The sequence below is a fragment of the Pelosinus fermentans JBW45 genome, from assembly GCF_000271665.2.
Lineage (GTDB): Bacteria > Bacillota > Negativicutes > DSM-13327 > DSM-13327 > Pelosinus > Pelosinus baikalensis.
The window spans coordinates 4,076,274-4,099,372 of the sequence record NZ_CP010978.1; the positions used below are offsets into that span (position 1 = coordinate 4,076,274).

At 38.2% G+C, this 23,099-nt stretch carries 22 protein-coding genes; 5 read left to right on the forward strand and 17 right to left on the reverse strand.

The features are described from left to right. Positions 1–117 precede the first annotated feature (117 nt). From JBW_RS18000 to JBW_RS18010, 3 genes are all read right to left on the reverse strand, one after another. On the reverse strand, positions 118–1,623 hold the full coding sequence (locus tag JBW_RS18000; protein WP_007960599.1) for a phosphoglucomutase: 1,506 nt from the start codon (positions 1,621–1,623) through the stop codon (positions 118–120). Positions 1,624–1,632: 9 nt separating this feature from the next. After that, positions 1,633–2,142 (reverse strand): D-glycero-alpha-D-manno-heptose-1,7-bisphosphate 7-phosphatase, encoded by a 510-nt coding sequence (locus JBW_RS18005; protein WP_007960598.1) that lies wholly within the window; start codon positions 2,140–2,142, stop codon positions 1,633–1,635. Positions 2,143–2,494: 352 nt separating this feature from the next. Next, positions 2,495–4,261 carry a hypothetical protein gene (locus JBW_RS18010; RefSeq protein ID WP_007960596.1) on the reverse strand — a complete coding sequence of 589 codons (1,767 nt, stop codon included), beginning with the start codon at positions 4,259–4,261 and terminating at the stop codon, positions 2,495–2,497. A gap of 409 nt (positions 4,262–4,670) precedes the next feature. Between JBW_RS18010 and JBW_RS18015 the strand changes: the two genes are divergently transcribed. Next, positions 4,671–4,862, forward strand: a complete 192-nt coding sequence (locus tag JBW_RS18015; RefSeq protein WP_007960594.1) for a hypothetical protein — start codon at positions 4,671–4,673, stop codon at positions 4,860–4,862. Here JBW_RS18015 and JBW_RS18020 read toward each other — a convergent pair. Continuing rightward, complete coding sequence (locus tag JBW_RS18020; RefSeq protein WP_007937391.1) at positions 4,852–5,055, reverse strand: hypothetical protein; 204 nt, start codon at positions 5,053–5,055, stop codon at positions 4,852–4,854. The two genes, JBW_RS18015 and JBW_RS18020, sit on opposite strands and share 11 nt — an antisense overlap. A 289-nt stretch (positions 5,056–5,344) precedes the next feature. Here JBW_RS18020 and JBW_RS18025 point away from each other — a divergent pair, with 289 nt between their 5' ends. The 3 genes from JBW_RS18025 (at position 5,345) to JBW_RS25835 (ending at position 6,682) form a co-directional block, all read left to right on the forward strand. Beyond that, complete coding sequence (locus tag JBW_RS18025) at positions 5,345–6,043, forward strand: response regulator transcription factor (RefSeq protein WP_007960593.1); 699 nt, start codon at positions 5,345–5,347, stop codon at positions 6,041–6,043. Continuing rightward, positions 6,027–6,305, forward strand: coding sequence for a hypothetical protein (locus JBW_RS25830; protein WP_007960592.1), 279 nt, complete (start codon positions 6,027–6,029; stop codon positions 6,303–6,305). Before JBW_RS18025 ends, JBW_RS25830 begins: the two co-directional genes overlap by 17 nt. Before the next feature lie 215 nt (positions 6,306–6,520). After that, on the forward strand, positions 6,521–6,682 hold the full coding sequence (locus JBW_RS25835; protein WP_235333960.1) for a hypothetical protein: 162 nt from the start codon (positions 6,521–6,523) through the stop codon (positions 6,680–6,682). 213 nt (positions 6,683–6,895) lie between these two features. Here JBW_RS25835 and JBW_RS18035 read toward each other — a convergent pair whose 3' ends face one another. The 10 genes from JBW_RS18035 to JBW_RS18080 form a co-directional block, all read right to left on the reverse strand. Then, positions 6,896–7,495 carry a hypothetical protein gene (locus tag JBW_RS18035; protein WP_007960591.1) on the reverse strand — a complete coding sequence of 200 codons (600 nt, stop codon included), beginning with the start codon at positions 7,493–7,495 and terminating at the stop codon, positions 6,896–6,898. Between the two features lie 481 nt (positions 7,496–7,976). Next, positions 7,977–8,177: a response regulator transcription factor gene (locus tag JBW_RS18040; protein WP_007960586.1), complete on the reverse strand. Its 201-nt coding sequence runs from the start codon at positions 8,175–8,177 to the stop codon at positions 7,977–7,979. Then, positions 8,174–9,079 (reverse strand): HAMP domain-containing sensor histidine kinase, encoded by a 906-nt coding sequence (locus tag JBW_RS18045; RefSeq protein ID WP_235333962.1) that lies wholly within the window; start codon positions 9,077–9,079, stop codon positions 8,174–8,176. Before JBW_RS18045 ends, JBW_RS18040 begins: the two co-directional genes overlap by 4 nt. A gap of 376 nt (positions 9,080–9,455) precedes the next feature. After that, positions 9,456–10,121 carry a hypothetical protein gene (locus tag JBW_RS18050; RefSeq protein WP_007960584.1) on the reverse strand — a complete coding sequence of 222 codons (666 nt, stop codon included), beginning with the start codon at positions 10,119–10,121 and terminating at the stop codon, positions 9,456–9,458. Between the two features lie 272 nt (positions 10,122–10,393). Continuing rightward, on the reverse strand, positions 10,394–12,361 hold the full coding sequence (locus tag JBW_RS18055) for a methyl-accepting chemotaxis protein (RefSeq protein ID WP_007960583.1): 1,968 nt from the start codon (positions 12,359–12,361) through the stop codon (positions 10,394–10,396). A gap of 226 nt (positions 12,362–12,587) precedes the next feature. After that, positions 12,588–12,968 (reverse strand): RidA family protein, encoded by a 381-nt coding sequence (locus JBW_RS18060; RefSeq protein WP_007960580.1) that lies wholly within the window; start codon positions 12,966–12,968, stop codon positions 12,588–12,590. 11 nt (positions 12,969–12,979) lie between these two features. Then, positions 12,980–14,146 carry a MalY/PatB family protein gene (locus tag JBW_RS18065; protein WP_007960577.1) on the reverse strand — a complete coding sequence of 389 codons (1,167 nt, stop codon included), beginning with the start codon at positions 14,144–14,146 and terminating at the stop codon, positions 12,980–12,982. A gap of 26 nt (positions 14,147–14,172) precedes the next feature. Continuing rightward, positions 14,173–14,766: a DUF1847 domain-containing protein gene (locus JBW_RS18070; protein ID WP_007960575.1), complete on the reverse strand. Its 594-nt coding sequence runs from the start codon at positions 14,764–14,766 to the stop codon at positions 14,173–14,175. A gap of 17 nt (positions 14,767–14,783) precedes the next feature. Next, positions 14,784–16,139, reverse strand: a complete 1,356-nt coding sequence (gene dcuC, locus JBW_RS18075) for a C4-dicarboxylate transporter DcuC (protein WP_007960573.1) — start codon at positions 16,137–16,139, stop codon at positions 14,784–14,786. A gap of 175 nt (positions 16,140–16,314) precedes the next feature. Further along, a complete protein-coding gene (locus JBW_RS18080) occupies positions 16,315–17,046 on the reverse strand; it encodes a FadR/GntR family transcriptional regulator (protein ID WP_007960572.1) in 732 nt (243 codons plus the stop codon). Between the two features lie 374 nt (positions 17,047–17,420). Between JBW_RS18080 and JBW_RS18085 the strand changes: the two genes are divergently transcribed. After that, entirely contained in the window at positions 17,421–18,347 is a 927-nt protein-coding gene (locus tag JBW_RS18085; RefSeq protein WP_007960571.1) for a C40 family peptidase, read from the forward strand. A gap of 109 nt (positions 18,348–18,456) precedes the next feature. On the opposite strand, the gene JBW_RS25840 is transcribed toward JBW_RS18085, so the two are convergent. The 3 genes from JBW_RS25840 to JBW_RS18100 form a co-directional block, all read right to left on the reverse strand. Then, a complete protein-coding gene (locus tag JBW_RS25840; protein WP_007960570.1) occupies positions 18,457–19,485 on the reverse strand; it encodes a mechanosensitive ion channel family protein in 1,029 nt (342 codons plus the stop codon). Positions 19,486–19,876: 391 nt separating this feature from the next. Next, positions 19,877–20,980: a saccharopine dehydrogenase family protein gene (locus JBW_RS18095; RefSeq protein WP_007960568.1), complete on the reverse strand. Its 1,104-nt coding sequence runs from the start codon at positions 20,978–20,980 to the stop codon at positions 19,877–19,879. A 53-nt stretch (positions 20,981–21,033) separates the two neighbouring features. Further along, entirely contained in the window at positions 21,034–22,692 is a 1,659-nt protein-coding gene (locus JBW_RS18100; RefSeq protein ID WP_007960566.1) for an ABC1 kinase family protein, read from the reverse strand. Positions 22,693–23,099 lie beyond the last annotated feature (407 nt).

Here is a 23,099-nt window from a genome sequence, read left to right on the forward strand (position 1 = left end):
GTGTGTTCAGTGTTCCCTTTAAGAAACTTACACTTTCTAGGCTTATAAAAATAAGCATTGCTCCATATGAGTAATGCTTATTTTAAACTTATTCAATTTGGTTTATGAAAGCTGCATTTAGTCTAACTTTAACGCATCATAGCCCTTTAAAATTGGTTTTAATATACCTAACATACTTTTTATCCCGCCCTCGGCGTCAGACTCAATATTCAGCACTAACAGGGGTTCATGCAAGGATATTCGCAGCATAAACCATCCATTACCTCTGAATTCATCAGCCGCTACTCGTATGCCATCATAATTCTCAGCAACGAGATTCCATCCTTGTATTTCCTGTACCTGTTTTTCTATATCTTCTAGAATAGCAGTTCCACATGCCCGAAATTCCTTATCCAGAATCGGAATTCTAACTTCATCACTCTCATAAGGCATCTGTAAGGTTTCGATAACACTCTGTATCTCTTTGTTATCCTGACGTAATATTGCCATTTTGATTAGTATCTTGGCAATCAGATAGGCACCATCATCCAAGAAATAATTTTCCTTGCAGGCAGCATGACCGGAAGTTTCAATCGCCAAATGGCAGGCTTCTCCTGCGGCATTGAGCCGTTTTGCTTCGTTTATCACGTTCTTATAACCCCGTTTAAAGCGTCGCTGTCTCCCCCCTTGCTCCTCAATAAACTTACGTAAGCCAGTAGAGGTGATAGAATCCGTAACGATCACCGATTGAGGATGCTCGGCCAGAACAATAACAGAGAGCAAAGCGATCAGAGCATTGCGATTGATTTCCACACCATTACTGCTGACAATGGCAGCTCGATCCACATCGGCATCAAAGATAATCCCCAAATCTGCCTTAGTGCCGAGCACTGCCGCTTTCAGTGAATCCATGGCAGCCTGATTTTCAGGATTGGGAGAATGATTGGGAAAGGTTCCATCCGGTTCTAGAAACTGACTTCCCATCGTATCCGCTCCTAATGGCTCCAAAACCTTTGCCGCGAAGAACCCTCCCGCACCATTGCCAGCATCGACAATAATATGACAGCCTTGCAAAGGCTTTTCATAATTCTGCTGAGAGTTAACCCCCTTGCGAATCGTATGTACTAACAACTCGGAATACTCCGCAATCAAATCCTTCTCATAGACAACGCCCTTACGCTCACTACAAATAGAATCAGCTTGTGATGCATTCTCTAAAATGGCTGCGATATCTTCCTTTTCACAACCGCCCTCTTTGGTAAATAACTTTAGACCATTATGATAAAAGGGAAGATGACTGGCTGTTATCATGACTGCCCCATCACATTGGTAGTTGTCTAAAATAGTTGTCATAAACATGGCTGGTGTTGTACTCATACCACAATCATAGACATCACAGCCTAATTCAGCTAACCTTTCAATCAAAGCCGTTTTTAATTCCGGACCTGACAACCTTGAATCCATACCAATGGCAATCTTGCAGCTGGCTGCCTGTATGTTCTTTACCTCCAGCAGCCATTGTCTAAACCCAGAGCCAATCGCCCTTACCATCGTTGATGTAAGAGTCACTGCATTCTCTGGTGTTGCAATAGCAATCCCTCGTATATCCGTGCCATTTTGCAGCCGTTTCCAATTCTCCATCATAATGAACACCTACCTATTCTTCAAAATATCCTGAACAAAATCATATAAGTTGCCCTCGGAAAAGAGATATCCAGGTATGCCAGCGCCTTTGGCGGCATCAATATCCCGCTGCCTATCGCCAATTAGAAAGGATGCAGTAAGATCAACGGGCCAATCCTGGCAAGCCTGCTCAATAAGTCCAGGGAAAGGCTTGCGGCACTTGCATACTTTCGTATATTTTTCTGTGATCCCTTCCGGATGATGAGGACAGAAATAAAAAGAGTGAATGACACCACCGTGTTTTTCCAGTTCTCCCCCCATATAGCTATGAAGAGCATACACGTCTTTTTCCTCAAAAAATCCTCGGGCAATGCCGCTCTGATTGGTAACAACAAAAACAAAATAGCCCTGATCATTCAGCATTTTAATGGCATCTATCGCCCCAGGCATCCATTCAAACTCTTCTTGCTTATATAGATAGCCTCGATCAAGATTTAAGACACCATCACGATCAAAAAATATGGCTGGTCTTTTCTTCATGTCCTCGCTCTCCCATCCAGAAATATCTTAAAATTATTACTTAGCCATAACTAAGTAAATTCCTGCAATTTTTTCAATCTTCAATTTCTCTAAACAAAACTATTGAACCACAAAGTACACTATAGAGCGTACCCCTTAGTGTGATGCGCCAGCGTCATTGTGTCTTTGTGGTTCGTAAAAGGTCAAATCAATTCTTCCTCCCCGCGAACGGCCTCCACAGATAAATATACATCGTCACCAGTTCTTTCATAAAACAAAGCCGTGCCAAGCCTCAAGACGTTAAGAATCAAATACACCATCATTTTGCTCATAAACGAACAAAATAATGGTGCATTCTAAAATTAAGATATACCTAATTGCTCTCACTTAGAATCATTTGAAGCAGTACCCGTGCTGCCTCTTCTGGACCCTTGCGTTCCCAGCCTGCAATACTAAGCCTGGTACGCATTTGACCAACAAATATTCCTTGTTTAAAAAATGCATCAAAATATTTCTTGGCGATTACTTCATGCAATTGTCTATATTGGGATGGACCAAACACATTTGCAAAATAGGTCTGTACTAAACCTGTAGAGGTCGTAGTGCCTTTACTCATAACCGCCCCAGCTCTAAAGACATTAATCGCCTCTGTCGCATTCGGGAATTCTTCAATGATCGGATGATCTTCGTCAATCTGATCAAAATTATTGCAGTATAATAAGAAATCAACTTTATGCCCTTTGACTATTTTATCATATGTCGTAACTGGCAAAATCGTCCGAGCGTTCTTCTGGCTTGGGTTCATAATAATGGCTCTATCGATCTGACCAAAAGCATAGCCTGGGTTCAAATCATCTAACCTAACATATGCCCCTATTTCAGTGCCATAACCAATCACATCACCCTCGTCATTAATTGACAGAGAACCCATATCATCTGCGATGACAATGATATCTTGAATATACTCTTCCCCAAGGACACGAAAAGCCTCCAAGGTTTCGGATTTCCCTGCTCCTGTATCTCCCATGACAAGTATATTCGCTTCCTTATTACCCTTCAAGATAATTCTAGCCATGGCACCATGGAAAGGCATTTTGCCATTCTTCATCATGCGTATATTATGCAAGGTGAGAACCATTTTTTTCAAATAGCCGAAATACCCAAACTCATCTCGGTTCGGGATGGCTGCTACTAATATTTCATTCTCATTATCCTCATAAAATACAGTCGGCAACAAGTTCGTCAGATCATCTAAGGTGTTTCCTGGCACGCCAAAAAGGAACACAGCATCTGGCTGTTTTTTGAGTTCATCATCATCCGCTATTTCAAATAGATTACACAAGGAAAAACCGAGTTCAAAAAATCTCTCATGAAAATAAATAGCAATAACTAAGGGTCCCACCTTCGCTGGATAACATAGCCATTCCTCTGCATTAATATCTACTACGTCCAGTGGATTTTTAGCAATTCTCTCAAATTTACCGTTCCGTTTATTCATGGGAGGATCTAAAACCAAAGGCGGATAGATACAAACCTGACGAATCATCTGAATCTGATTCAGCTTATCATAGATTTGCCCCGAAAAAGGTATCTCTCCAATAGTGCTAATCGCTGCCAGTTCCGCACCAGCAGTAACCTGCCTAAACACCTTGGGGTGATGTGTAATATTGATTTGTAAATCTCTATACGTTTTTCTTACTAGATGATTCAATTGTTCTATCGTAGAATGGAAGGTTCGATAAGGCCGAGTTTCCAAGCCATCATCTTCAGAATGACAAACGATAAATCGATTAAAATTCCGCCAATAATTATATAAATATTGAACAAAATCATTCAGCAGTTCCGGATTCTTCGAAAATTGTTCAGACCCTTTTACAACCTGCCCAACAAGGCTGACAGGCATTTTACATATATAGTGAAACGTATCGATTAAAAGCTTGATATCTTCCTCTTCAATATCGTCCTTATTCGCAAAAATGTCTAGTAAAATAGATTTTCGTTTTGATAGTTCTTTGACAGCCATGGTAAGTACGGTAGCAAATAAATCACTACACAATAGCTCTTCCGATGTATCGCATACCCTATTCTTTAGTTTAATAATAATTTGTTTGTCATTAATTTTACTTGAAATCATACTCATAGTTCACTCTCCCATATTTTTTGATGATCCATTCAACATGCTTTTTATATTTCACATCATCTTACTGGCTAATCGCATAACAATTGGATTATCCATTTAAGAATTTAGATGGTTGAAATCTGCTTTATACAAGTTACTTTCTTTCAAAAATTAATCACAAGAGAATTACAATCATTTTACCGCAATTTATAGAATTGGTAAATACTTCTAATTGTTTTTTTGTAATATAATAATGTATACTGAAAAATTTTGCACATATGAAAGAGGACAGCAAAAATTAAACAGCCTCAATTCGATAGAAGTTCGAACTAAAGCTGTTAATTTTGCTCTTTTGTACTGTATCAAAAAACCTCACTTTTAAGTGTATTTATTGATAAGCAACTAAAAGCTCGTGATGAGTAGCAAATCTATGAACATTGTATTTAAAAGTACTCCCGGACGTTTCTTATTTGGCACTATTTTGAGCATCTATCGACTTATCAAGTTGACAATTAAGGAACATCCCTTAGTGTCTTCAGGGGTAGTATTCATGCCGACGAAAGATACAAATATACTGATTGTAATTGAGACCAATGGACGTCAGGCTCTGATTATTTATTAGGGAAAAATTGAATTGACGGTTTTTCATAAGAGCAGACATGAACCCATTTTCCATCGCAAATCAACTCGATTTTTCCCAGTTGCCTGCCTTCCCAAATCCAGGACTTGATGACTTCTGCTACAATTATATTGGTTTTTTTCTGCGACAAGGTTGGATCCGCTACTACTGGGATACCATGAATGATTGTACACATTATATAAGCCTCCTATCACTTATTTGCTAAAGAGTTGAATGATTAATTTCTATATAATGGATATATTTTGATAACCAAACTCATGGCAAATATATAAAAGTTCTTTGCTATCCAAATTTTTCATCCTTTGTTAACAATTAGTACTACTCCATAGTAACCTACTATTATTACAGGACTCTTAAACAAAGATTAGAATTGGATTAAAAAGTTCAAATTTCTCTTCCTATCTGTACCAAAAAATGGTCTTATATATTTAAGAGGTTTGATTAAACAATAAGGGGGTGTATTCATGCCGACGAAAGATACAAATATATTGATTGTAGAAGATGAGTGGAAAATCGCCCGATTTATACAAATGGAACTGGAACACGAAGGCTTTAAAACCGTAATTGAGACCAATGGGCGTCAGGCTCTGGATCGAATTATCCAAGAGAACTTTGACCTCATTTTGTTAGATATTATGCTGCCGGAGATGTCCGGCATAGAAGTCTGCCGCCGGGTTCGAGAGATTTCCCAAATACCGATCATCATGATTACCGCCAAAGGTGCAATTGAAGATAGAGTCATGGGGCTGGACATTGGCGCAGATGACTATCTAACCAAACCATTTGCAATACAAGAACTTCTGGCCAGAATCCGTGCAGCTGTGCGTAAAAAAAATAAGGCGAGTAAGTGCCAGATACTCGATCAAGGAAATTTACGCGTAAAAAATCTCGTTTTATTTTCAAAGCGTTTTGAAGCACAGGTCAACGGGCAGCCTATCGAATTAACTAAAAAAGAATATGGTCTCCTCGAATATTTAGTACGTAATAAGCACATTGTATTAGATCGCGAACACATTCTGCAGGATGTCTGGGGTTATGAATATGCAGGAAATACAAATGTAGTGGATGTTTATATTCGCTATTTGCGCAGCAAACTTGATGAACAGTTCGGGGAAAAATATATACATACAGTTAGGGGAATCGGCTATGTGGTCAAAGATTAAAAAATTCACCATATCAATGTCGATTCAATTGACGATATTCTACATTGGTATTTTGTTCTGCATTCTGTTCATCATGAGCTTTTTTACAGTCTGGGGGATACAATACATCATGTTTATGCAAGCAGAAAATGACATTATTTCTAGTGCCAATAACATTACCAGCTATCTAGCAGCAGGTCATCCTTTAGATCAACAATTATTAAGTGAAAATTTTCTTGCATCCGATGTTATTCTCAGGATCTATGTGAACAAAGTAACCTAATAATAGATAATGCTCCTTACACGATTAGCACTAACAAACCTCAGATGAGAGAGCAAGAAGGCATTCAGCTTATTCCACGCCATGCCTACGAGGTAAACCATACTCATTTTTATTACTTACAGCAATTGGTGCAACAAAATGGTCATTCATACCAATTGTATTTCATGAAAATAATCTCGGAGAGAAATGCTGTTCTAAAGACCTTATCCAATGTTATGAAAGCAAGCAACCTCATCGCCCTATTGTTTATCATTACGTCTGGTATCTTTATCATTTGCTATATTCTGCGACCCATTCGAAATATAACGGCAATTGCTAAAGAGTTTGAGATTAATGACTTAAGCAAACTCAGCAGCATGACATTGAGATTCAATTGACAAGTATAGTAGATGAAGGTACTACAATTAGACTGCAGTTTCCCCTACCTTCCAAAATCAATGATTAACTGATGCAAATCAGCTCTCTTAGTGATGTCCGCTCAATAACCTTTGTACTGTTTTTTTCAATTCATCAAGCTTTCCATACAAAAACTCTCTCAATAAACAACTGGACGTTCATCCACCTTGTCTACTAAGAGAGCTGCATATTGGCTATATCTTCAAGTAAATCTTTGGATCACTATCGTCTTTAAGGAGAGCATTTGAATCTGCGATACTCTGGTTAATCTTTTTAATTCCAGCATCTGTTGCTTTTCTCACAGCTTCCTTCACTGGAGATCTCTTACCAATGGAGGTATATGGGATCCACGTAGTGTTAGAGCCTCGGCCTATAACATCTTCAATTAAAGTATATTTCTGGGTAATGGCATTATATAAACGAACTCTAAGTGTAGCCACCGTTTTGATATTTTTATAATATAATATATCGCGATAATCGGATTTTACAGGAAGAATTTCCACAGTAAGTAAGGAATTGGTTCCTAATTCTTTAGCCAAACTGTTTAAATCTTGCTGATCTTCTAGTTGTAGTTTTTCCAGCGTATTCTCCCTTAAGTCCTTACTTACAAATTCCCCACCTGGCATCTGTTTGTTTAACTTCTCAGTAATTTCACTTTTCAGTTCATTTCCATACGTTTCTTTAGAACTATCCATTACTATAAACCTTATATTTTCGGGGTTCGCAGAAGATGCATGAACTGGGAATGTTAGCATAACAAACATTGTTACAAGTATACACAAACTCTTATACATGTATATTATCTCCTTATTGCCATCTTTAAATTATTTTGATTATCATTACAATTGCTCTGAAGCTTATTTATGGCTTAAAGCTATTTTTTTCTCCTCTCAGTTAATCTTACCTTTATAATAGCCCTACATTATTAGACTATCATTAGACTAAGATTAGAATTAGATTAAAATTAGATTAAAAATGATAACGCGTCCAGATCGTAAACAAAAGGTACTTTACACGAGCGTAAAGTACCTTTTGTTTACAATCGGCGTCTCTTAGATTTCCCAAGGGACTTTTTCTCACATTATTGTTTAAGGGAACACTAAGGCACGTCAGAGTGTGCAAAAATTTATGTCTCCAATACGTCCTGGCAGAGTATTTGAAAGATATCAAAATATTAAAAATGCTGTCGGGTTTGTATATAGAATTTCTTAACAACAACTCTTCATATCTGCATGTTGTACAGATGGCTTATAACGTCATCTGCTTTTGGTATGTTTAAATCATAATAATTTCAAATCGATCTTTTTGGGGCAGCATCAAATTAACGGCAATAACATCATACATATTCGTCATTGCCTTTTTCAAACCTAACACTCCATCTTGGACAATCTCGGCTTTATAACTATTAAATTGTAGATAATCCCGTTCCAGTTCAGCAATGTCCATGTCGTCTTCAATAATTAATACACGTTTCACGTTGTGCTCTCATCCCTATACTCTTGTAAAACTGGAAGCTTTATCGTAAAACAAGTGCCTTGCTTCTCTTTACTCGAAACAGTAATTTCCCCACAGTGAGCCTCGATAAGTTCCCTCGCGATTGCTAGACCAAGTCCAGTACACATATATTCTTTCTTGCGTTCTATATCAATACGATAAAAACGTTCAAAAATATGTGGTAGCTTATCTTCAGCAATTCCATATCCATTGTCTTCAATAGCAAGACAAATAAAATCATTTTGTAGATACATCTTAATTCTGATAGATAAATCATTTTCCGGACCATGCTGAACAGCATTACTAATAATATTGTTAAAAGCCTGATGAAATCTTTTGCCATCAAGGTTTACGCGATATTCTTGCTTTAGATCTGAGATATATTGGAACTGGATATTTTTTTCTTCTAGGTCAAATTTGTATTCTTCCATAAAATCATCCATAAAAGTACCAATTCCTACACTCTCAAAAGCGAAATCTAATTTTTGCATATCCAATTTTGAAAAAAGGAATAGATCATCAATCAATTTATTGATATAAACCGTATTATGATGGATGGTTTTTAGATACTTGTCCTTGTCACCCTGAATTTTAATATTCTCATCCAGCAAGGCTTCAATATAGCCCTGAATCGCTGTTATTGGTGTTTTTAAATCATGAGAAATATTAGCGACGAGTGTTTTTCGATTTTCTTCATACTCGTTTTGTATTTTTTCACTTTCATATAATTTTTGTGCCATTTCGTTAAACGAATAAATCAATAAACCTAGATCATTTGGGACATCACACTCAACTTTTACATTATAGTTTCCCTTAGAAATTTCATCTACACCTAGCTTGAGTTTTTCAATTGGTGTAAATATTCGTTTCTCTAAACGCAGCATAAAAATAAAATGGACTATTTCTTTTATACTAATGACGACTGCGAAAAAAATACCAATCCCTTTAAAGCCTACCCAATTAAATAATAGGTACAAAATCAGGATATTAAACAGTACAAAAGCTGGTCTGAAATAGCGAAAGTATTGATGATACTTATGAAATTCCCGATGATGGTGTAAATGAATTCTTTGGAAAGTTGAGAAACATTTATCGTCACATTGATTGTGCCTTTTAGAATTAAAATGACGTCTACTGGGCCTAAACATCAAAATCACCTGCTCTTTACGTAGTATTGCCTTATTATATTATAAATAATGAAAAGGGCGCAAACCATTCTTTCAGCTTGCGCCCAGTAGTACAGTAACCTAGAGTTATGGATTATTTATTAAGTTGCAACTCAGCGACTATGTCCAGTACGTGTTGCTCATTTTCTTCATTGCGTTGTGCGCCGTCAAAAGCGATCACGATTTTCTCAATGTCATAATTTTTACTGACGGTCATCGCAAATGAAAATTTACCTTTCTCTATGCAGCAAAACTCTCTCATAAAGCAGCAATGTCCCCGACCGTGGTCACTCTCAGTATGACTCATTCGTTCCTGGAGTAGTGTTTTGATATCTTCAGGTAGTTCTGCTACCTCCAATGTAACAAGAATTGTTTTATCTTCCTGTTCTTCTACTTTGATGCTGTTTAAAAGACTTAAAACAAAGGAGAGTTTTGTAAGTTTGTCCTTTATGCTCCCACATCTGCCACCAGCATGATTCACATGTCTAAATAGTCTGTGATGCATTCCATGCATTTCATTTCCTGGGCAATGCTTCGTAAACTCGGTAGTACTCTGATGTTTGACTTGCTTTCCTTCATAATTCACTTCGGAAGTTATGCTTGCCTTAGTCTGCATTGTCACAAGATTTTTTTGAAATTCATTCTTTACATAAAAAACCTTTGCTTGGTCTTTATTCACTTCCACTGTTGCCACACCATTGATAACCTCTTTATCCCGTAACTTTTGGACCACATCATACAAAAATTTAAGTTTGTTCATCTTATTAATAAGCCTCCTTAATTTGTTATGAGCTTATTATAAGAGAAGATTTTAAACTACGTTTAAAGCAATTATAAAATTTTTATAAAGTTTTATAAAATGTTTGTAAAACTATATCTTTTCTAACATTATGATATCTAAAGTCACAGTGAAAGCCGCTAATTACCTTTTAATCTAGGCAATTAGCGGCTTTTCTATTAAAAAATTGAGATTTAGATGACAGATGCGATTCGTGAACATTTAAATCTGCTTAATAACATACCCCCTGTAATTTACAGTTTAAATTTCGCAATAGTATTTTGTAATTTCTCAGACATCTTAACCAAGGATTGGCTGGCTGCTGCAATTTCTTCCATAGATGCTGCCTGCTCCTCAGTCGTAGCCGATACCGTCTGAGTATGTTCGGCTGCCGCCTTGCTTATTTTATCAATATCGTAGACTGCCCCTACAATTTGTTGACTTTCATCAGCCATCTGCTGCATGGCTGATGAAATGCACTTGAATTGCCCTGAGACCCCTTCAACCAGTCCTACAATTTCTTGAAAGGCTTGACCTGCAGTGTCAACAACTTCACCACCTATTTTAACTTCCCGTGTACCATCATTCATAGCTACCACGGCTTTATCCGTCTCTGTCTGAACTTCAATAATCAATTCAGCAATTTGCTTGGTTGCCTCCTGAGATTGCTCAGCTAATTTCCGTACTTCCTCTGCTACCACGGCAAAGCCCCGACCCTGTTCGCCAGCTCTAGCTGCTTCAATAGCCGCATTCAGTGCTAACAAATTAGTCTGCCCGGCAATACCGGAAATTGTTTCGACAATCTGGCCAATTTTTAGTGACCGGTCTCCTAACTTGGTTACCGCCTCTGCCGAATTGGCGACTGTTCGCTCTATCGTATCCATCTGCAGCATAACAGCTTTAATCGATTTTCCGCCACGCTGCGCCGCAGTTGCGGCTTGCTCGGATATGGTACTTACAGAACTAGCATTTGCTGATACTTCCTGAATACCCGCTGACATTTTTTGTACCACTAATGAGGTGGTATCAATAGTACCAACTTGCTGATCAGCCCCTTGTGCTAATTGACATATGGTATTTGCCACTAATTGGGTGGCCTGTGCTGACTGATCAGCACTCGCTGTAAGCTGTTCAGAAGCAGCTGAAACTTGTTCAGCAGAAGACATAATATCAAGGATAATGTTCTGTAAATCTTTCCGCATTTTATCCAGCGATATCGCCAATTTATTAACTTCCGCCACGCCCTGCACTTGAACCTTTTGACTTAAATTACCACTGGCAATTTTATCTGCTACCTGTACCAGTTCATTAAGAGGCTTAGCCATTCCTTTGGCTACATAAATCGCGGTCCCTGCCGCAATAAGCACAGCCAGTAAAATCAACACCGACATCACCAGCAGACTATGCTTAATTTGATCGGTAATTTCTTTTTTCGGTAAATATGTAATTATACCCCAGTTGTAACTTTTAACAGGTGCAAATACAATCAAGGACTCCACTCCAGCTGACGATACAGCTTCTATATTACCAGCCTGACCAGCGATAACATCTTGAACATATTTCGCTTGTCCGATATTTTCTTGATTTGTCACTTTTTCTGAATGTATACTGGCCAACAATGTACCTTTATTATCTACTACGTCTAAATAGCCTGAATTACCAACCGAAGTTCGAGAAGCAATTTCTCCAATTGTTTTTAAGCTTACATCTCCAGCCAGTACTCCAACAATACTGCCACTTGAATCTTTTATCGGCGTTGAAATCGTAATAGTTGGCGCGTTGGTCAACTGTGAGATATAAGACTCCGTAAGAAAAGTATTTCCCTGTAGGGCCTTTTTGAAGTAGTCTTTATCAGCTTTATTGTTTAGTGCTGATTTGGTAGTTTTTGCAATCTGCATACCAGTTGCATTCATAACATAGATTGTTTCAAATTCCGGATGCTTTTTTTGGGCCGTAATAATCATTTCCCGAAACTTGGCCGCATCCATGGAATATGCAGTAGGCGATAAAGCCAGTATCTCTAATAATTTTGTGTCATCATTCATAAATTGTTCAATTTCATGGGCAGTTTGATTCGCTATTGTTTGGTTATTTCTTGTTATTTCTTCCCTGGTAGTATTAACATTCATGTAAGAACTGACACCACCAATGATTGCTGCCGATAAAAAAGAAAATAATACCAACAATATAATCAACCGCATCTGCAATGTATTCTTTTCCACGTTTAAGCTCCCCTTTATTTATTTCATTCATGACTGACTCTCTAATTGCAAGAACTAAAATATTCCTCAATATTAGGCACGATTCGATCATCCGAAAATAAGGTTATGCTGTCCAAAATTTGATTGTTGAAGCACTATGCAAGGAAATATGTAATCACTGGTACCAGGAAAGCCTCACCAGTGATTACAGTTTAAAGACATGGATAATGAATTAAGCTTTAATTAACTACCTGTAAACTGCAATTACTTCAATCTCAACTAAAGCGTCTTTCGGCAACCGTGCGACTTCAATACAAGCACGAGCAGGAAAGTCTTTATTAAAGTACTCAGCATACACATTATTTACGACAACAAAGTCATTCATATCTTTGATAAAAACGGTGGTTTTAACTACATCATCCAGCGTCGATCCCGCTTGAAATAAAATAGCTTTTACATTTTCTAACGATTGTTTTGTTTGTGCTGCAACCCCGCCTTCGGCAAATTCTCCGGTAGTAGGAACTACAGGTAATTGTCCAGATACAAATATAAATCCATTGGTTTTAATTGCTTGAGAATAAGGGCCAATTGCCTTTGGTGCTTTATCCGTATTTATAACCTGTTTCATATTTAACTCCTTTATCGTTTATTTATTGCTGCTTCCATTCTTTCCAGCGCCTCTATCAACCGGGAACGAGGACAAGCAATATTCATTCTCATAAAACCTGCACCGCCAGGTCCGAAGGTAGCCCCTTCATTCATAGCAACTTTTGCTTCTTCTAAGAAGAAGCTATGTAACTCCTTTGGTCCCATATTCAGTTCCTTGCAGTTTAGCCAAATAAGATAAGTCGCTTGCGTTTTGCTAACTTTGATTTTAGGAATTCTCGTTGAAACGAAATTTTCAAGGTATTCAAGATTGCCCTGCAAATACTCTAATAATTGATCTGCATAGTAATCACATTCGTTGTAGGAAACTTCAATCGGCAATGTACCAAACACAGTTCTGCCATATGCTTTGTTATTTTCAAGTGGAGCATAAAAAAGATTGTGATTATGCCGATTCGGAATAATTACAGCCCCAGTCCTTACACCTGCGATATTAAAAGTTTTGCTAGGATTAACGCAAACCACACAGTTATCTGCTGCTTCTTGAGAAAGACTTCCAAAAGGAATATGCTTGCTCCCTCTATAAACAATATCAGAGTGAATTTCATCGGAAACAACAAATACATTATGTTTTAAACAAAGTTCGGAGATTCTTGTTAACTCCTCTCTCGTAAAGCACTTGCCAACAGGATTATGGGGACTGCATAGCAAAAACATAGTTGTTCTTTTTTTACTAAGTAATGCCTCCAAATTTTCGTAATCCACTTCATAGCTGCCATCTTCTTTTAAAATCAGGTTATTTCCAAGAATGTGTCTGCCGTTATTTGGAATGATATCATGGAAAGGATGGTACGCTGGCATCTGAATTACAATATTGTCACCAGGATTTGTGAAGGCCCGCATTGCATATACAATAGCAGGCACTACTGCCGGTGTATACTCCACCCAATCAATGTCAACGTCCCAGTCGAATCTTTTTTTCTGCCAATTAATAATTGATTGCTCAAAAGTTTTACAATTTACTGGATAACCATAGATACCATGTCCCGCTCTTTTAACCATAGCATCAATAACAGGCTGGGGACATTTGAAATCAGTATCAGCGATCCACATCGGTATAACATCGTCTGCATAAGTATCCCATTTTTTACATTCGGTTCCCTTACGGTTAACAAGTTCGTCAAAATTATGTTTTAACACTGCAATCCCACCTTCACAATTTATACTTAAACCTGATCACTAGGATTAATACCTAACTTTCTGCGCCAATAGCGGGAATATACAGCACCTAATGGATTATGGGCGAGTACTCTGTCTTTGGCAACCAGACAGGATGTAGGCACAGTACTGGCACCAGTAAACAATGCGTCATGGCCTACACACAAACCGATGGTAACACAAAATTCAATCCCTTTATCCTTAAGCACTTTAGCTTGCATAATAGGATTGCACATGGTTTCTCGCGCACCCTCTTTCAGTTGTTCCAAATCAAGATTTTCCTTGGCAATACCGCAAACTTTACAGCAAACCGAATAGACTTCAAAAAATTTAGAGAAATACTCTTCAATTAATTTTGCCTCTTGGTTAAGACCGATACAAAACGCCATACCAATTTTTTTATACCCCATGAGTTTACAAAATTCAACAGTTTCCTCCAAACGAGTAAGGTTGTTATAAAAACGTCCTTCTGTACAGGCGGCAGCCTTCATAATATCGAGTTTATCGCCCACATAGGCTTTTTTAACATCCGCAAGGCCAATCTTAGTGCAATTTTGACCTTCTAAATAACATTTTCTATGAGTACATTTTGCACATTTCATAATAAAACAGCTCCTTATTATTTCATTACTATAAATGCCACATTGATAAGTACAGCCACTGCCATAGGAATTGCAGTTCTTTTTACCACTTGAACAGGTGATACCCCTGCAACACCAGCTATAGCAACAATTGCTGCAGTAATTGGTGACACGACACGCCCAAAACTTGTCATAATTTGCATTGGCAGCAAGAGAGTAACAACATCAATTTTTAATGCTGCTGCAATCTTAGGAGCAAGGGCAGCAAAGGAAAAGAACGCCGCGTTACCTGACCCCATTAAAAATGCGCAGCAAGCAATTACTATACAGAAAAGAATGATTAAGGCATGAACGCCCAAACCAAGATTTTGAGCACTCGCAGTCACAAGATCTACAGCACCAATCTTCATTAATCCAGCAGCAAATACTTCACCTGCTACTATTAAACTCACTACCGTTGCAAAACTATTTCCCATTCCTTCATATAAATATTTTAAGCTCTGCAAAGTAGTTCGAAAATCTTTAGTTCTTGCATATTCGAAAATCATACTGATGAAAGTGCTTAAAAACATTGCAGTAACGACATCCATTTGAATTTTACTTTTAAAAATAGGACTGAAACCCAGAATAAATATCATCGGGATAATTGGAAGAACAGCATAGATCAAAGGAGGACGGCTTTCGTCTTCTTTAACAAAATCAGCAGAATTATCATAACCAACAAAACCCTCTTTTTTATCCCACCATTTTTGTGCATAGTAATGTACAACACCAAGAATCAAAGTTGTTGTAACGAATATTGGTAGTTGATACTCAACAAAATAAACTGCCGGGTCTACCTTACAGATATTAGCTGCAAGAATCGCATTGCCCGAACCAGGACCAACATCCATGTATTGTGCACACCCAATTACACCAAGCGCAGATAATTTGCTAACGCCTGTTCTTATAAGAATGGGATACAGCGTTACCATAAGTAACAACGCCAATCCAGCATGACTTGGAATAAACAATACCAAAAACTGACTCATATAAAAACTAAGAACAAGAAGAATATAAGGAGATTTAATATGTCTGAGAGGAGAAGCAACCACAGCAAATAAAGATTTACTTGCCCCGATATATTCCATATATTTTGCAAAGCCTGCTATTGACATGATAGTAAGTCCAAGACCGGCAACGCGGGAACTAAGCAATACCTTAATCGTATGGAAAATATCTAGCAAAGCGGAGCCAGAAGATTCTTTAGCGGAAAGTATAGGATTACTGCCGATAAAATAGGCGGCAAGAAGCAGAAAAATACCTGCAATCAAGAGAACAGCTTGTGGATAGTGTTTTTTTATAATCATATAAATAACCCAAGCAACCACTAAAATTGTAATGATAATACCCATGTACATCCCTCCATTAATGTGTTGATATTGAAGCGTTCTCCTTTCAATAGTATTAGAACCACTTAACTCATCTATTTTGATTGGTGTTTGAAAATTCACCAAATGATTTTATTGGTATTCCGGTATACCAGTAAAAACAACCATCAATTTCATATTCTGTAAAGCAAAGAGATTTTTACTCAGAATGAATCATTTTTTGAATCGCAATCTTAGCATTGTTTAAATGCTCTTGCATAACACAAACTGCCGCTTGCGCATTTTTTTCAATAATATACTGTAAAATGAGTTGATGATATCGTAGAGATTCTGTATGCCTTCTAACATCGCTTAAAGATTTTTGCCGTGAATAAGTCAACAGATCGGATAAAAATTCATTGACCTCGCTAATAACTTCATTGTGAGCAGCCGCAATGACAGCCGTATGAAATTTAGTTGACACATCACAAACTGGTTTCCCAACGGAAATTAGAAATTCCATTTCCAACAAGGCTTGTTGTATCGCTTCAATATCAGCCTCATTCCTTCGCTCTGCAGCTAATCGGACAGCCTGAATTTCAAAAGCTTCACGCGCTTCAAATAAATTTATTAACTGATCAGTCGGATCAGTCATAAAAAAATCAAGAGCATGCAAAATACGTTTCATTTCAATTTTTTTTACAAACACACCTTCCCCGCGTATGTACTGAATAGCGCCTAAAAACTCCAATACTTTTAAAGCTTCTCTTACCGGCACACGACTGACATCAAACATTTCAGCTAATTCTCTCTCTGAAGGTAATTTGTCGCCTTCTTTCAAATGACCTTCGCGCATAAGCTGCTGAATGCGACTTACAATTTGCATATAAAGAGCGTCAGACGAATCTTCAGCAAATTTCTTTAACGGCGTTTCTACAAAAAAATTTTTCATCTCGTTTCCCCTATATATTGTTCGTTTTATTTTTAAATCGCATCTGGCACGATATTCTACTTTCAAAACAAATATCAGCAACACGGAATACCGGAATACCGGTATACCTAAAAATACGGATAAAAAGAATGTTATAGCCAGTTACACAGTTTCAATTCTGTATCTCTTAACATGATTATAATTTTTTTAGAAAAACCTGTCAATAAATTTAATTTGCTCTCTTTAAAACTCTCTTTCCATAATTGCTAAATCCTGCTCCTTTCACGAAGAGTATGCATATTATGAATATAGTCTATATAAATGAGAATTAAATAGGAAGACTCGTATGAAGTCTTATAGACTAATTCAATTCTATATCAAAGGAAAGTGACAAGATGGAACAACATGTAAGGCAGGTGGTCTTTGGTGCTATCAATGTACCATTGGCTATCTTTTGGTCTAATCCAGATGTTCAATATCGAAAGATCAGCTTAGCTGCTGCTGCCAATCCTACGTCATGGTCACAAAGCTTGGATGTACAACAAAGACTGTGGCTAGTTAATAGAGTAAATACCATGGCAATATACGGCGAAAGAGTCGCAATACTAGATGGACAAAAAAACTGGCTGCAAGTAGCCGCAGTAGCCCAACGCACCAAAGATAATAAATGGGGTCAAGCCGGCTGGGTGCCGGAAAACCAGATCAGCTATAATAGTGCTTATCTCGTAGAGCAATCCTGTTTACCACAGGCTGTAGTATCTGTCCCAAAGACAGCGTTATTTTGGGATACAACTTGTTGGACCCAGCCCATTAACGAGCTCAGTTTCCAAGTTCGATTGCCCATCCTTTTAGAAAGGGAATCTGTTTTTAAAGTTCGCCTACCAGACGGCGGCACAGGTCATGTCTCTCGATTAGAAACAAAAAAAGTCGCTGAGCTTTTCTTTTCTAGAGAATGTATTGTGGCACAAGCCAGGCAATTTTTAGGGTTGCGCTATTTGTGGGGCGGCACTTCCTGTTATGGGTTTGATTGCTCTGGATATACCTTTCGATTATATCAGTCCCAAGGCATATCTCTTTACCGCAACTCTAAACAGCAATCGCAAGAAGGTATCCCGATTGAGGAAAAGGATCTTCTGCCCGGTGATCTCGTTTTTTTTGCAAGTGAAGGCGGTAAAGGCAACATTCACCATGTAGGAATGTGTGTGGGAAATGGTGTAATGATTCATGCTCCATCAAGTAGATCTGCAATAGAAGAGAGTCGATTTGATATTGGTCACTACCATGAAGAATACTGGGGTGGCAAGCGTTATGTCTACTGCTGAAACACTAGCATGTTTAACTAAAGGGACAAAGACTAGTTAATTAAAGTCAATCCCTAAATTTCAATAGGCCTAATCCCTCCAGCAGCATTATCTGCTTCAAATTGGCCGTTCACTTCGGTAACTGAATGATTATTCCTTCTTGTTTGTAACGCGCATAAATTCTCTTGATGAATTCGTGGCAGATGAGCTGCTGATCCGTTACGGCCTTTATCCGCAAGATAACATTGAAGTTAATACTGGTCCCGCCGAAACCACCGTATCGGATAAACGGTTCAAAATTTTTGATGCCGCCCTCGGTTTCTTGAAGAATTTCTTTAGCCACCATGCAAGTAACTTTTTCCACATGATCCAAATCACTTTCATAACTAACTCCTAAAGGGATGGAGATAGAACATTCAGCAAACGGCTGAGCATAATTAGTGATTATAGAGGAAGCAATTGTTTTGTTGGGTACGACCGCCATATTCTCAGTGGGAGTTTTTATTGTGGTATTACGCCAGTTCATGTCCACTACATGGCCTTCTTCACCAGTCGACAGTTTAACAAAGTCACCCATCTTGATTTGTTTGGACACCAGAATGTTGATGCCGGAAAATAAATTCGCCAAAGTGTCCTGCAGCGCCAAAGCTGTAGCCAAGCCGCCAACGCCCAAAGCGGTGATCAACGGAGAAATCGAAACTCCAAAAGATTCAAGCAAAATCAATATGCCAATGGCGTAAACGGTCAGGTCGATTGCTGTAGCTATGATCGAAGTGGAAGCATAGTTTTTGGATGTTTTCCCGAGCTTATGTTTAAGATAGCCTGAGCCCAGATGCGCGACCATGAGGGTCAGGCACAAAATGACATTAGCGCGGAATAACCTTTGGAGAAATAGTAGCGGCTGCGGCGGAATTGTAAGTATTTCCATGGCAGCGTAAATGCCAATGAGAATGCCCAACAACGTAGGTATTCCCTTAAAGGTTTGCTGCAGCAAGGGATAAGAGATTTTTGTTTTTGCTGCGATTATTTCGAGCAGTTTAGAAAACCCCAACCGGAGTATAATGATGCCTAACGCTAAACTAATGAAGAAAACTGCCAAATGCGTTTTAAAGCCGCCGTTTGCGATTCTGATTCCTATTTCATTGAAAAATTCAAGCATTGTTTCCTCCCATAATACAGAAAAAATCATCTTTTACATAATATATATGGTTTCGTTAGCTACCCCTTTTTTCCCTGCCATTATACATTAACATTATTTGTATATACGATGAAGTGATGGCTCACCTACTATTTTAATTCCTAACTCGTTGCTTAAATCAATCATCTGTTCTGCCCAGACTTGGGGCTCCTCAGCTTATGAAATTGAAACAATTCCTTTTATTAGCAGCTGCCATCATCAACACTAAGCACTTTCAGCATATAGTTCTATTCTATTTACCATAAAAATACAAAATCCTGCAAAATGCACCCTATAGGGTATATTTTTGCAGGATTTTGTCATTATTATTTTAAACTAAAAGGGATTCGGGATTTTGAGTAAGAGCATATGCTCATTGTTGTAAGTGATAAATCTCATTTGTATCACTTTTATACTCCTCGAAATGAATGAAAGTCTGGAGTTCATCAAACAAGTCTTCCCATTGAAACAATTCTTCAATATGAAAAATGCCTGGAGGATACTGTTTCGCGTAAATACGTTTAGCAACAAAAGCAGCAACTTTTCCTGTAATATAAGACTCTTTTTCTCCATAAATAGAACATTCGTAACGAATTGCTTGTTCCTTAATGATTCCTTCTGAAATCACTTTAGCTACGTATATATCTGAGCCTAAATTAAGCTTCTCAAACAATTTAATAACCTGCCTGCGAAAAATTGGTTGATGCAGCAAAGATAGAACACCTATTTTTTTCAATAGAGCGATTAGATTGGTAATCATTGCTGAGTCAAAACAGATTCTTGTCGATACAGACGGAATTCCTAGAGTTTCAGGTAGAACATGTTGATCCGTAAAATTAAATCGGTAAGTACTTCTTTGACCAAGTCCGTCAGGGAAGATTATTTTTCTTTCGTCTTCAAAACTTCTTACCTGCTTCTTAACGCCTTTATCCCTTATAAAGAACACTGCATTCATGTTATCGATCATCCATTCAATCGCTGCCCTGCCGTGTTTTTCTCCTAACCCTAACATAAGGTAGATATTAGCAGAATGAACTTGTCCCAAATACTGTAAGCTATGTTTCACCAGCATATTTGTCACCCCTGGAGCTAAACCTACACTAAGCACAGCAGTAGATTCTATTGATGACATTCCGGAACTCATACTTCTTACTTTCAATAAAAATTCATGAGAAGCTGAGATATCGATATAATGAATCTTTTCTTTTAAACACCTTTCCATAAATCTAGGACTCTGTTGGTCTAAGCACATTACCACAAGAAATACTTCTTGAAAGAAATCTTTAGATAGTTTATTTTCATGCACATCCATTTGCAATGGTAAAACCTTGCTATTTGTTTTTAAACAAAATTGTTTAGCTTTATCATAGCTTCTGCCGGCAGCAAAAATTTTTCCAGGAAATCGTTCTCCAAGATCTTTGCAGATAATTTGTCCAACTTGACCATATCCGCCTACTACTACAATTTTATCTTTCAAGGTTTATCTATCCTCCTTTCTGTCACCTTTTTGCTATTATATCTCTAGCACCATCACCGACGAGAATGACGATGCCAGCGCAGTACTTTTTCAGCCCGTTTGTAAAGATTATTTACCAATAGCAAGGCAAAAGCCCCCATAATATATAGTAATGAAATGGCTACGTCTTTTTGCTCGCTACTCCAAAGCACAGCCGCTCCAATCCCTGTGCCTGTCAATAAAATAGTCCACACTAGTCGATTTGCTAAAGTCTCCTGAAACCGCAACTGTCTCAAAACAGGTCCCATTTCCACCTTGACTTGGACATCCCCAGCACGAAGATCTCTTAAAGTCTGCTCCAGTAAGGGCGGAACCTCCACCCCTGCCAAAACTACTTTTTTGGCTTTCTGCCAAATCAATTGCAAAGGTGAAAAGTCTTGACCAAGAACCTGTTTTGCATAAGGTTTTATCACTGCCAAAATGTTCATGTTAGGATCTAGCCCTGTGGCAATCCCTGAAAGGGTCCCCACAGCTCTACCCAAAAAAGTATAATGTACGGGAATTTGAAAGGGCTGAGAATAAATGAACTCACGTAATTCTTCTAAAAGCCCATCAATTTTTAGTTTTCCTAGTTCTTCCAACTGCATATCCTGCAAACCAACCAATAACAAGGCTATTGCCTTTTGCAAACTTAAGAGATTGGCAGCTGGCTTAATAAATCCCAATTCTTGCAAAGCATGGGACACTTCTTCAGCATTACTGTTGATTACTCCACCAATCAATTTACGGACAGCCTTTTTGTTATGGTCTGTAATCCTGCCCACCATGCCAAAATCAATAAAAATAATGCCACCATCTGGCCTCACAAACAAGTTACCTGGGTGAGGGTCGGCATGGTAAAACCCGTGTATTAAAGCTTGTTTAAGGTAGGAATCGACTAAATTTCCCGCCACGGTTTTTGGGTTAAGTCCTGCTGCTAACAAACCAGCACGATCTGTCACCTTGTACCCCGAGACGAACTCTAGTGTCAACACTCGCTGCCTTGAATATGTCGGATAAACAGCTGGCACAGAAATCATTGGATCGCCTTGAAAATTTGTCCGGAACCGTTCAAGATTAGCCAGTTCCTGCCGATAGTCAAGTTCTTCGCGAATGGTAGCACTAAATTCAGCATAGATGGCATCAAAATCCGCATACTGCTCCCATTTAGTAAAGACCTTTAACATCCAGATCACGGTTCGAAAGGCAGTGAGATCGATTTCAATAATCTTCTCAATCGATGGTCTTAGTACTTTGACCGCCACCACTTCTCCAGACAGCAAAACAGCTTGGTGTACCTGTCCAAAGGATGCTGCCGCGATGTGATTATCATCAAACTCGGCAAATATCTCTTCCACCTTGCCTCCAAGTTCTAACCCAATCACTTCTTTGATTTGGTTACTGCTCACAGGCGGCACTTGATCTTGCAGCAGAGCCAATTCTGAAATATATTCCACAGGAAGTACATCAATACGGGTACTGAAGAACTGCCCTACTTTTATCATTAATCCCTGTAGAACTAAAGCAGTCTCCCGAAAACGAATGGCCTGATTACGATAAAGTTCAGGTAGTCGGACCTCTATTTTAGGCCCATATATTTTACGCAGAAAATTATACCAGGCAATCTCCGTGAGAAATCCTGCAAACAGCCTGAAAACGGCCCCTGTTCGTCGTATTTTAGAGTGAGATATCATATTTTCGACTCCTATCCAGCATCAGCTATTGTTATCTTTTTAAAATAACGAGACTGTCTTTTTGTCCCTTTCATCAATCATTTCATCAATCCCTTTAAATTGCATATTTAATATTTAGCATACAGAACTTTTTTTTGCACTTACAACTCTTTATAATTCCTTGCTCTTGCATACCATTATCATCCGCATTACAGATGTGCTGAGCCTATGGGCTACTATAATGGTGGTAGGATCTTTAAATAGTTTGTCCAGGGAAGCTTGAATATAATGCTCACTCTCCTTATCAAGTAGTAACATTTTCGAAGCTGATGATAATTCAGCAACTTTTTACTGATTCAGGGTGGCTTAAGCCAGCCTGTCTTTATTTTGTATAACAATGACCAACTCCTGCAAAGCTAAGCAACTTT

Bases quoted from the DNA above. Each gene is read 5' to 3' on its own strand.
- JBW_RS18025 (WP_007960593.1), top strand. From the start codon at position 5,345: ATGCCGACGAAAGATACAAATATATTGATTGTAGAAGATGAGTGGAAA.
- JBW_RS25830 (WP_007960592.1), top strand. From the start codon at position 6,027: ATGTGGTCAAAGATTAAAAAATTCACCATATCAATGTCGATTCAATTG.
- JBW_RS18070 (WP_007960575.1), bottom strand. From the start codon at position 14,766: ATGAAATGTGCAAAATGTACTCATAGAAAATGTTATTTAGAAGGTCAA.
- JBW_RS18005 (WP_007960598.1), bottom strand. From the start codon at position 2,142: ATGAAGAAAAGACCAGCCATATTTTTTGATCGTGATGGTGTCTTAAAT.
- JBW_RS18050 (WP_007960584.1), bottom strand. From the start codon at position 10,121: ATGAACAAACTTAAATTTTTGTATGATGTGGTCCAAAAGTTACGGGAT.
- JBW_RS18020 (WP_007937391.1), bottom strand. From the start codon at position 5,055: ATGTGTACAATCATTCATGGTATCCCAGTAGTAGCGGATCCAACCTTG.
- JBW_RS18085 (WP_007960571.1), top strand. From the start codon at position 17,421: ATGGAACAACATGTAAGGCAGGTGGTCTTTGGTGCTATCAATGTACCA.
- JBW_RS18035 (WP_007960591.1), bottom strand. From the start codon at position 7,495: ATGTATAAGAGTTTGTGTATACTTGTAACAATGTTTGTTATGCTAACA.
- JBW_RS18000 (WP_007960599.1), bottom strand. From the start codon at position 1,623: ATGATGGAGAATTGGAAACGGCTGCAAAATGGCACGGATATACGAGGG.
- JBW_RS18080 (WP_007960572.1), bottom strand. From the start codon at position 17,046: ATGAAAAATTTTTTTGTAGAAACGCCGTTAAAGAAATTTGCTGAAGAT.
- JBW_RS18100 (WP_007960566.1), bottom strand. From the start codon at position 22,692: ATGATATCTCACTCTAAAATACGACGAACAGGGGCCGTTTTCAGGCTG.
- dcuC (WP_007960573.1), bottom strand. From the start codon at position 16,139: ATGGGTATTATCATTACAATTTTAGTGGTTGCTTGGGTTATTTATATG.
- JBW_RS18010 (WP_007960596.1), bottom strand. From the start codon at position 4,261: ATGAGTATGATTTCAAGTAAAATTAATGACAAACAAATTATTATTAAA.
- JBW_RS18015 (WP_007960594.1), top strand. From the start codon at position 4,671: ATGAACATTGTATTTAAAAGTACTCCCGGACGTTTCTTATTTGGCACT.
- JBW_RS25840 (WP_007960570.1), bottom strand. From the start codon at position 19,485: ATGCTTGAATTTTTCAATGAAATAGGAATCAGAATCGCAAACGGCGGC.
- JBW_RS25835 (WP_235333960.1), top strand. From the start codon at position 6,521: ATGAAAGCAAGCAACCTCATCGCCCTATTGTTTATCATTACGTCTGGT.
- JBW_RS18060 (WP_007960580.1), bottom strand. From the start codon at position 12,968: ATGAAACAGGTTATAAATACGGATAAAGCACCAAAGGCAATTGGCCCT.
- JBW_RS18045 (WP_235333962.1), bottom strand. From the start codon at position 9,079: ATGCTGCGTTTAGAGAAACGAATATTTACACCAATTGAAAAACTCAAG.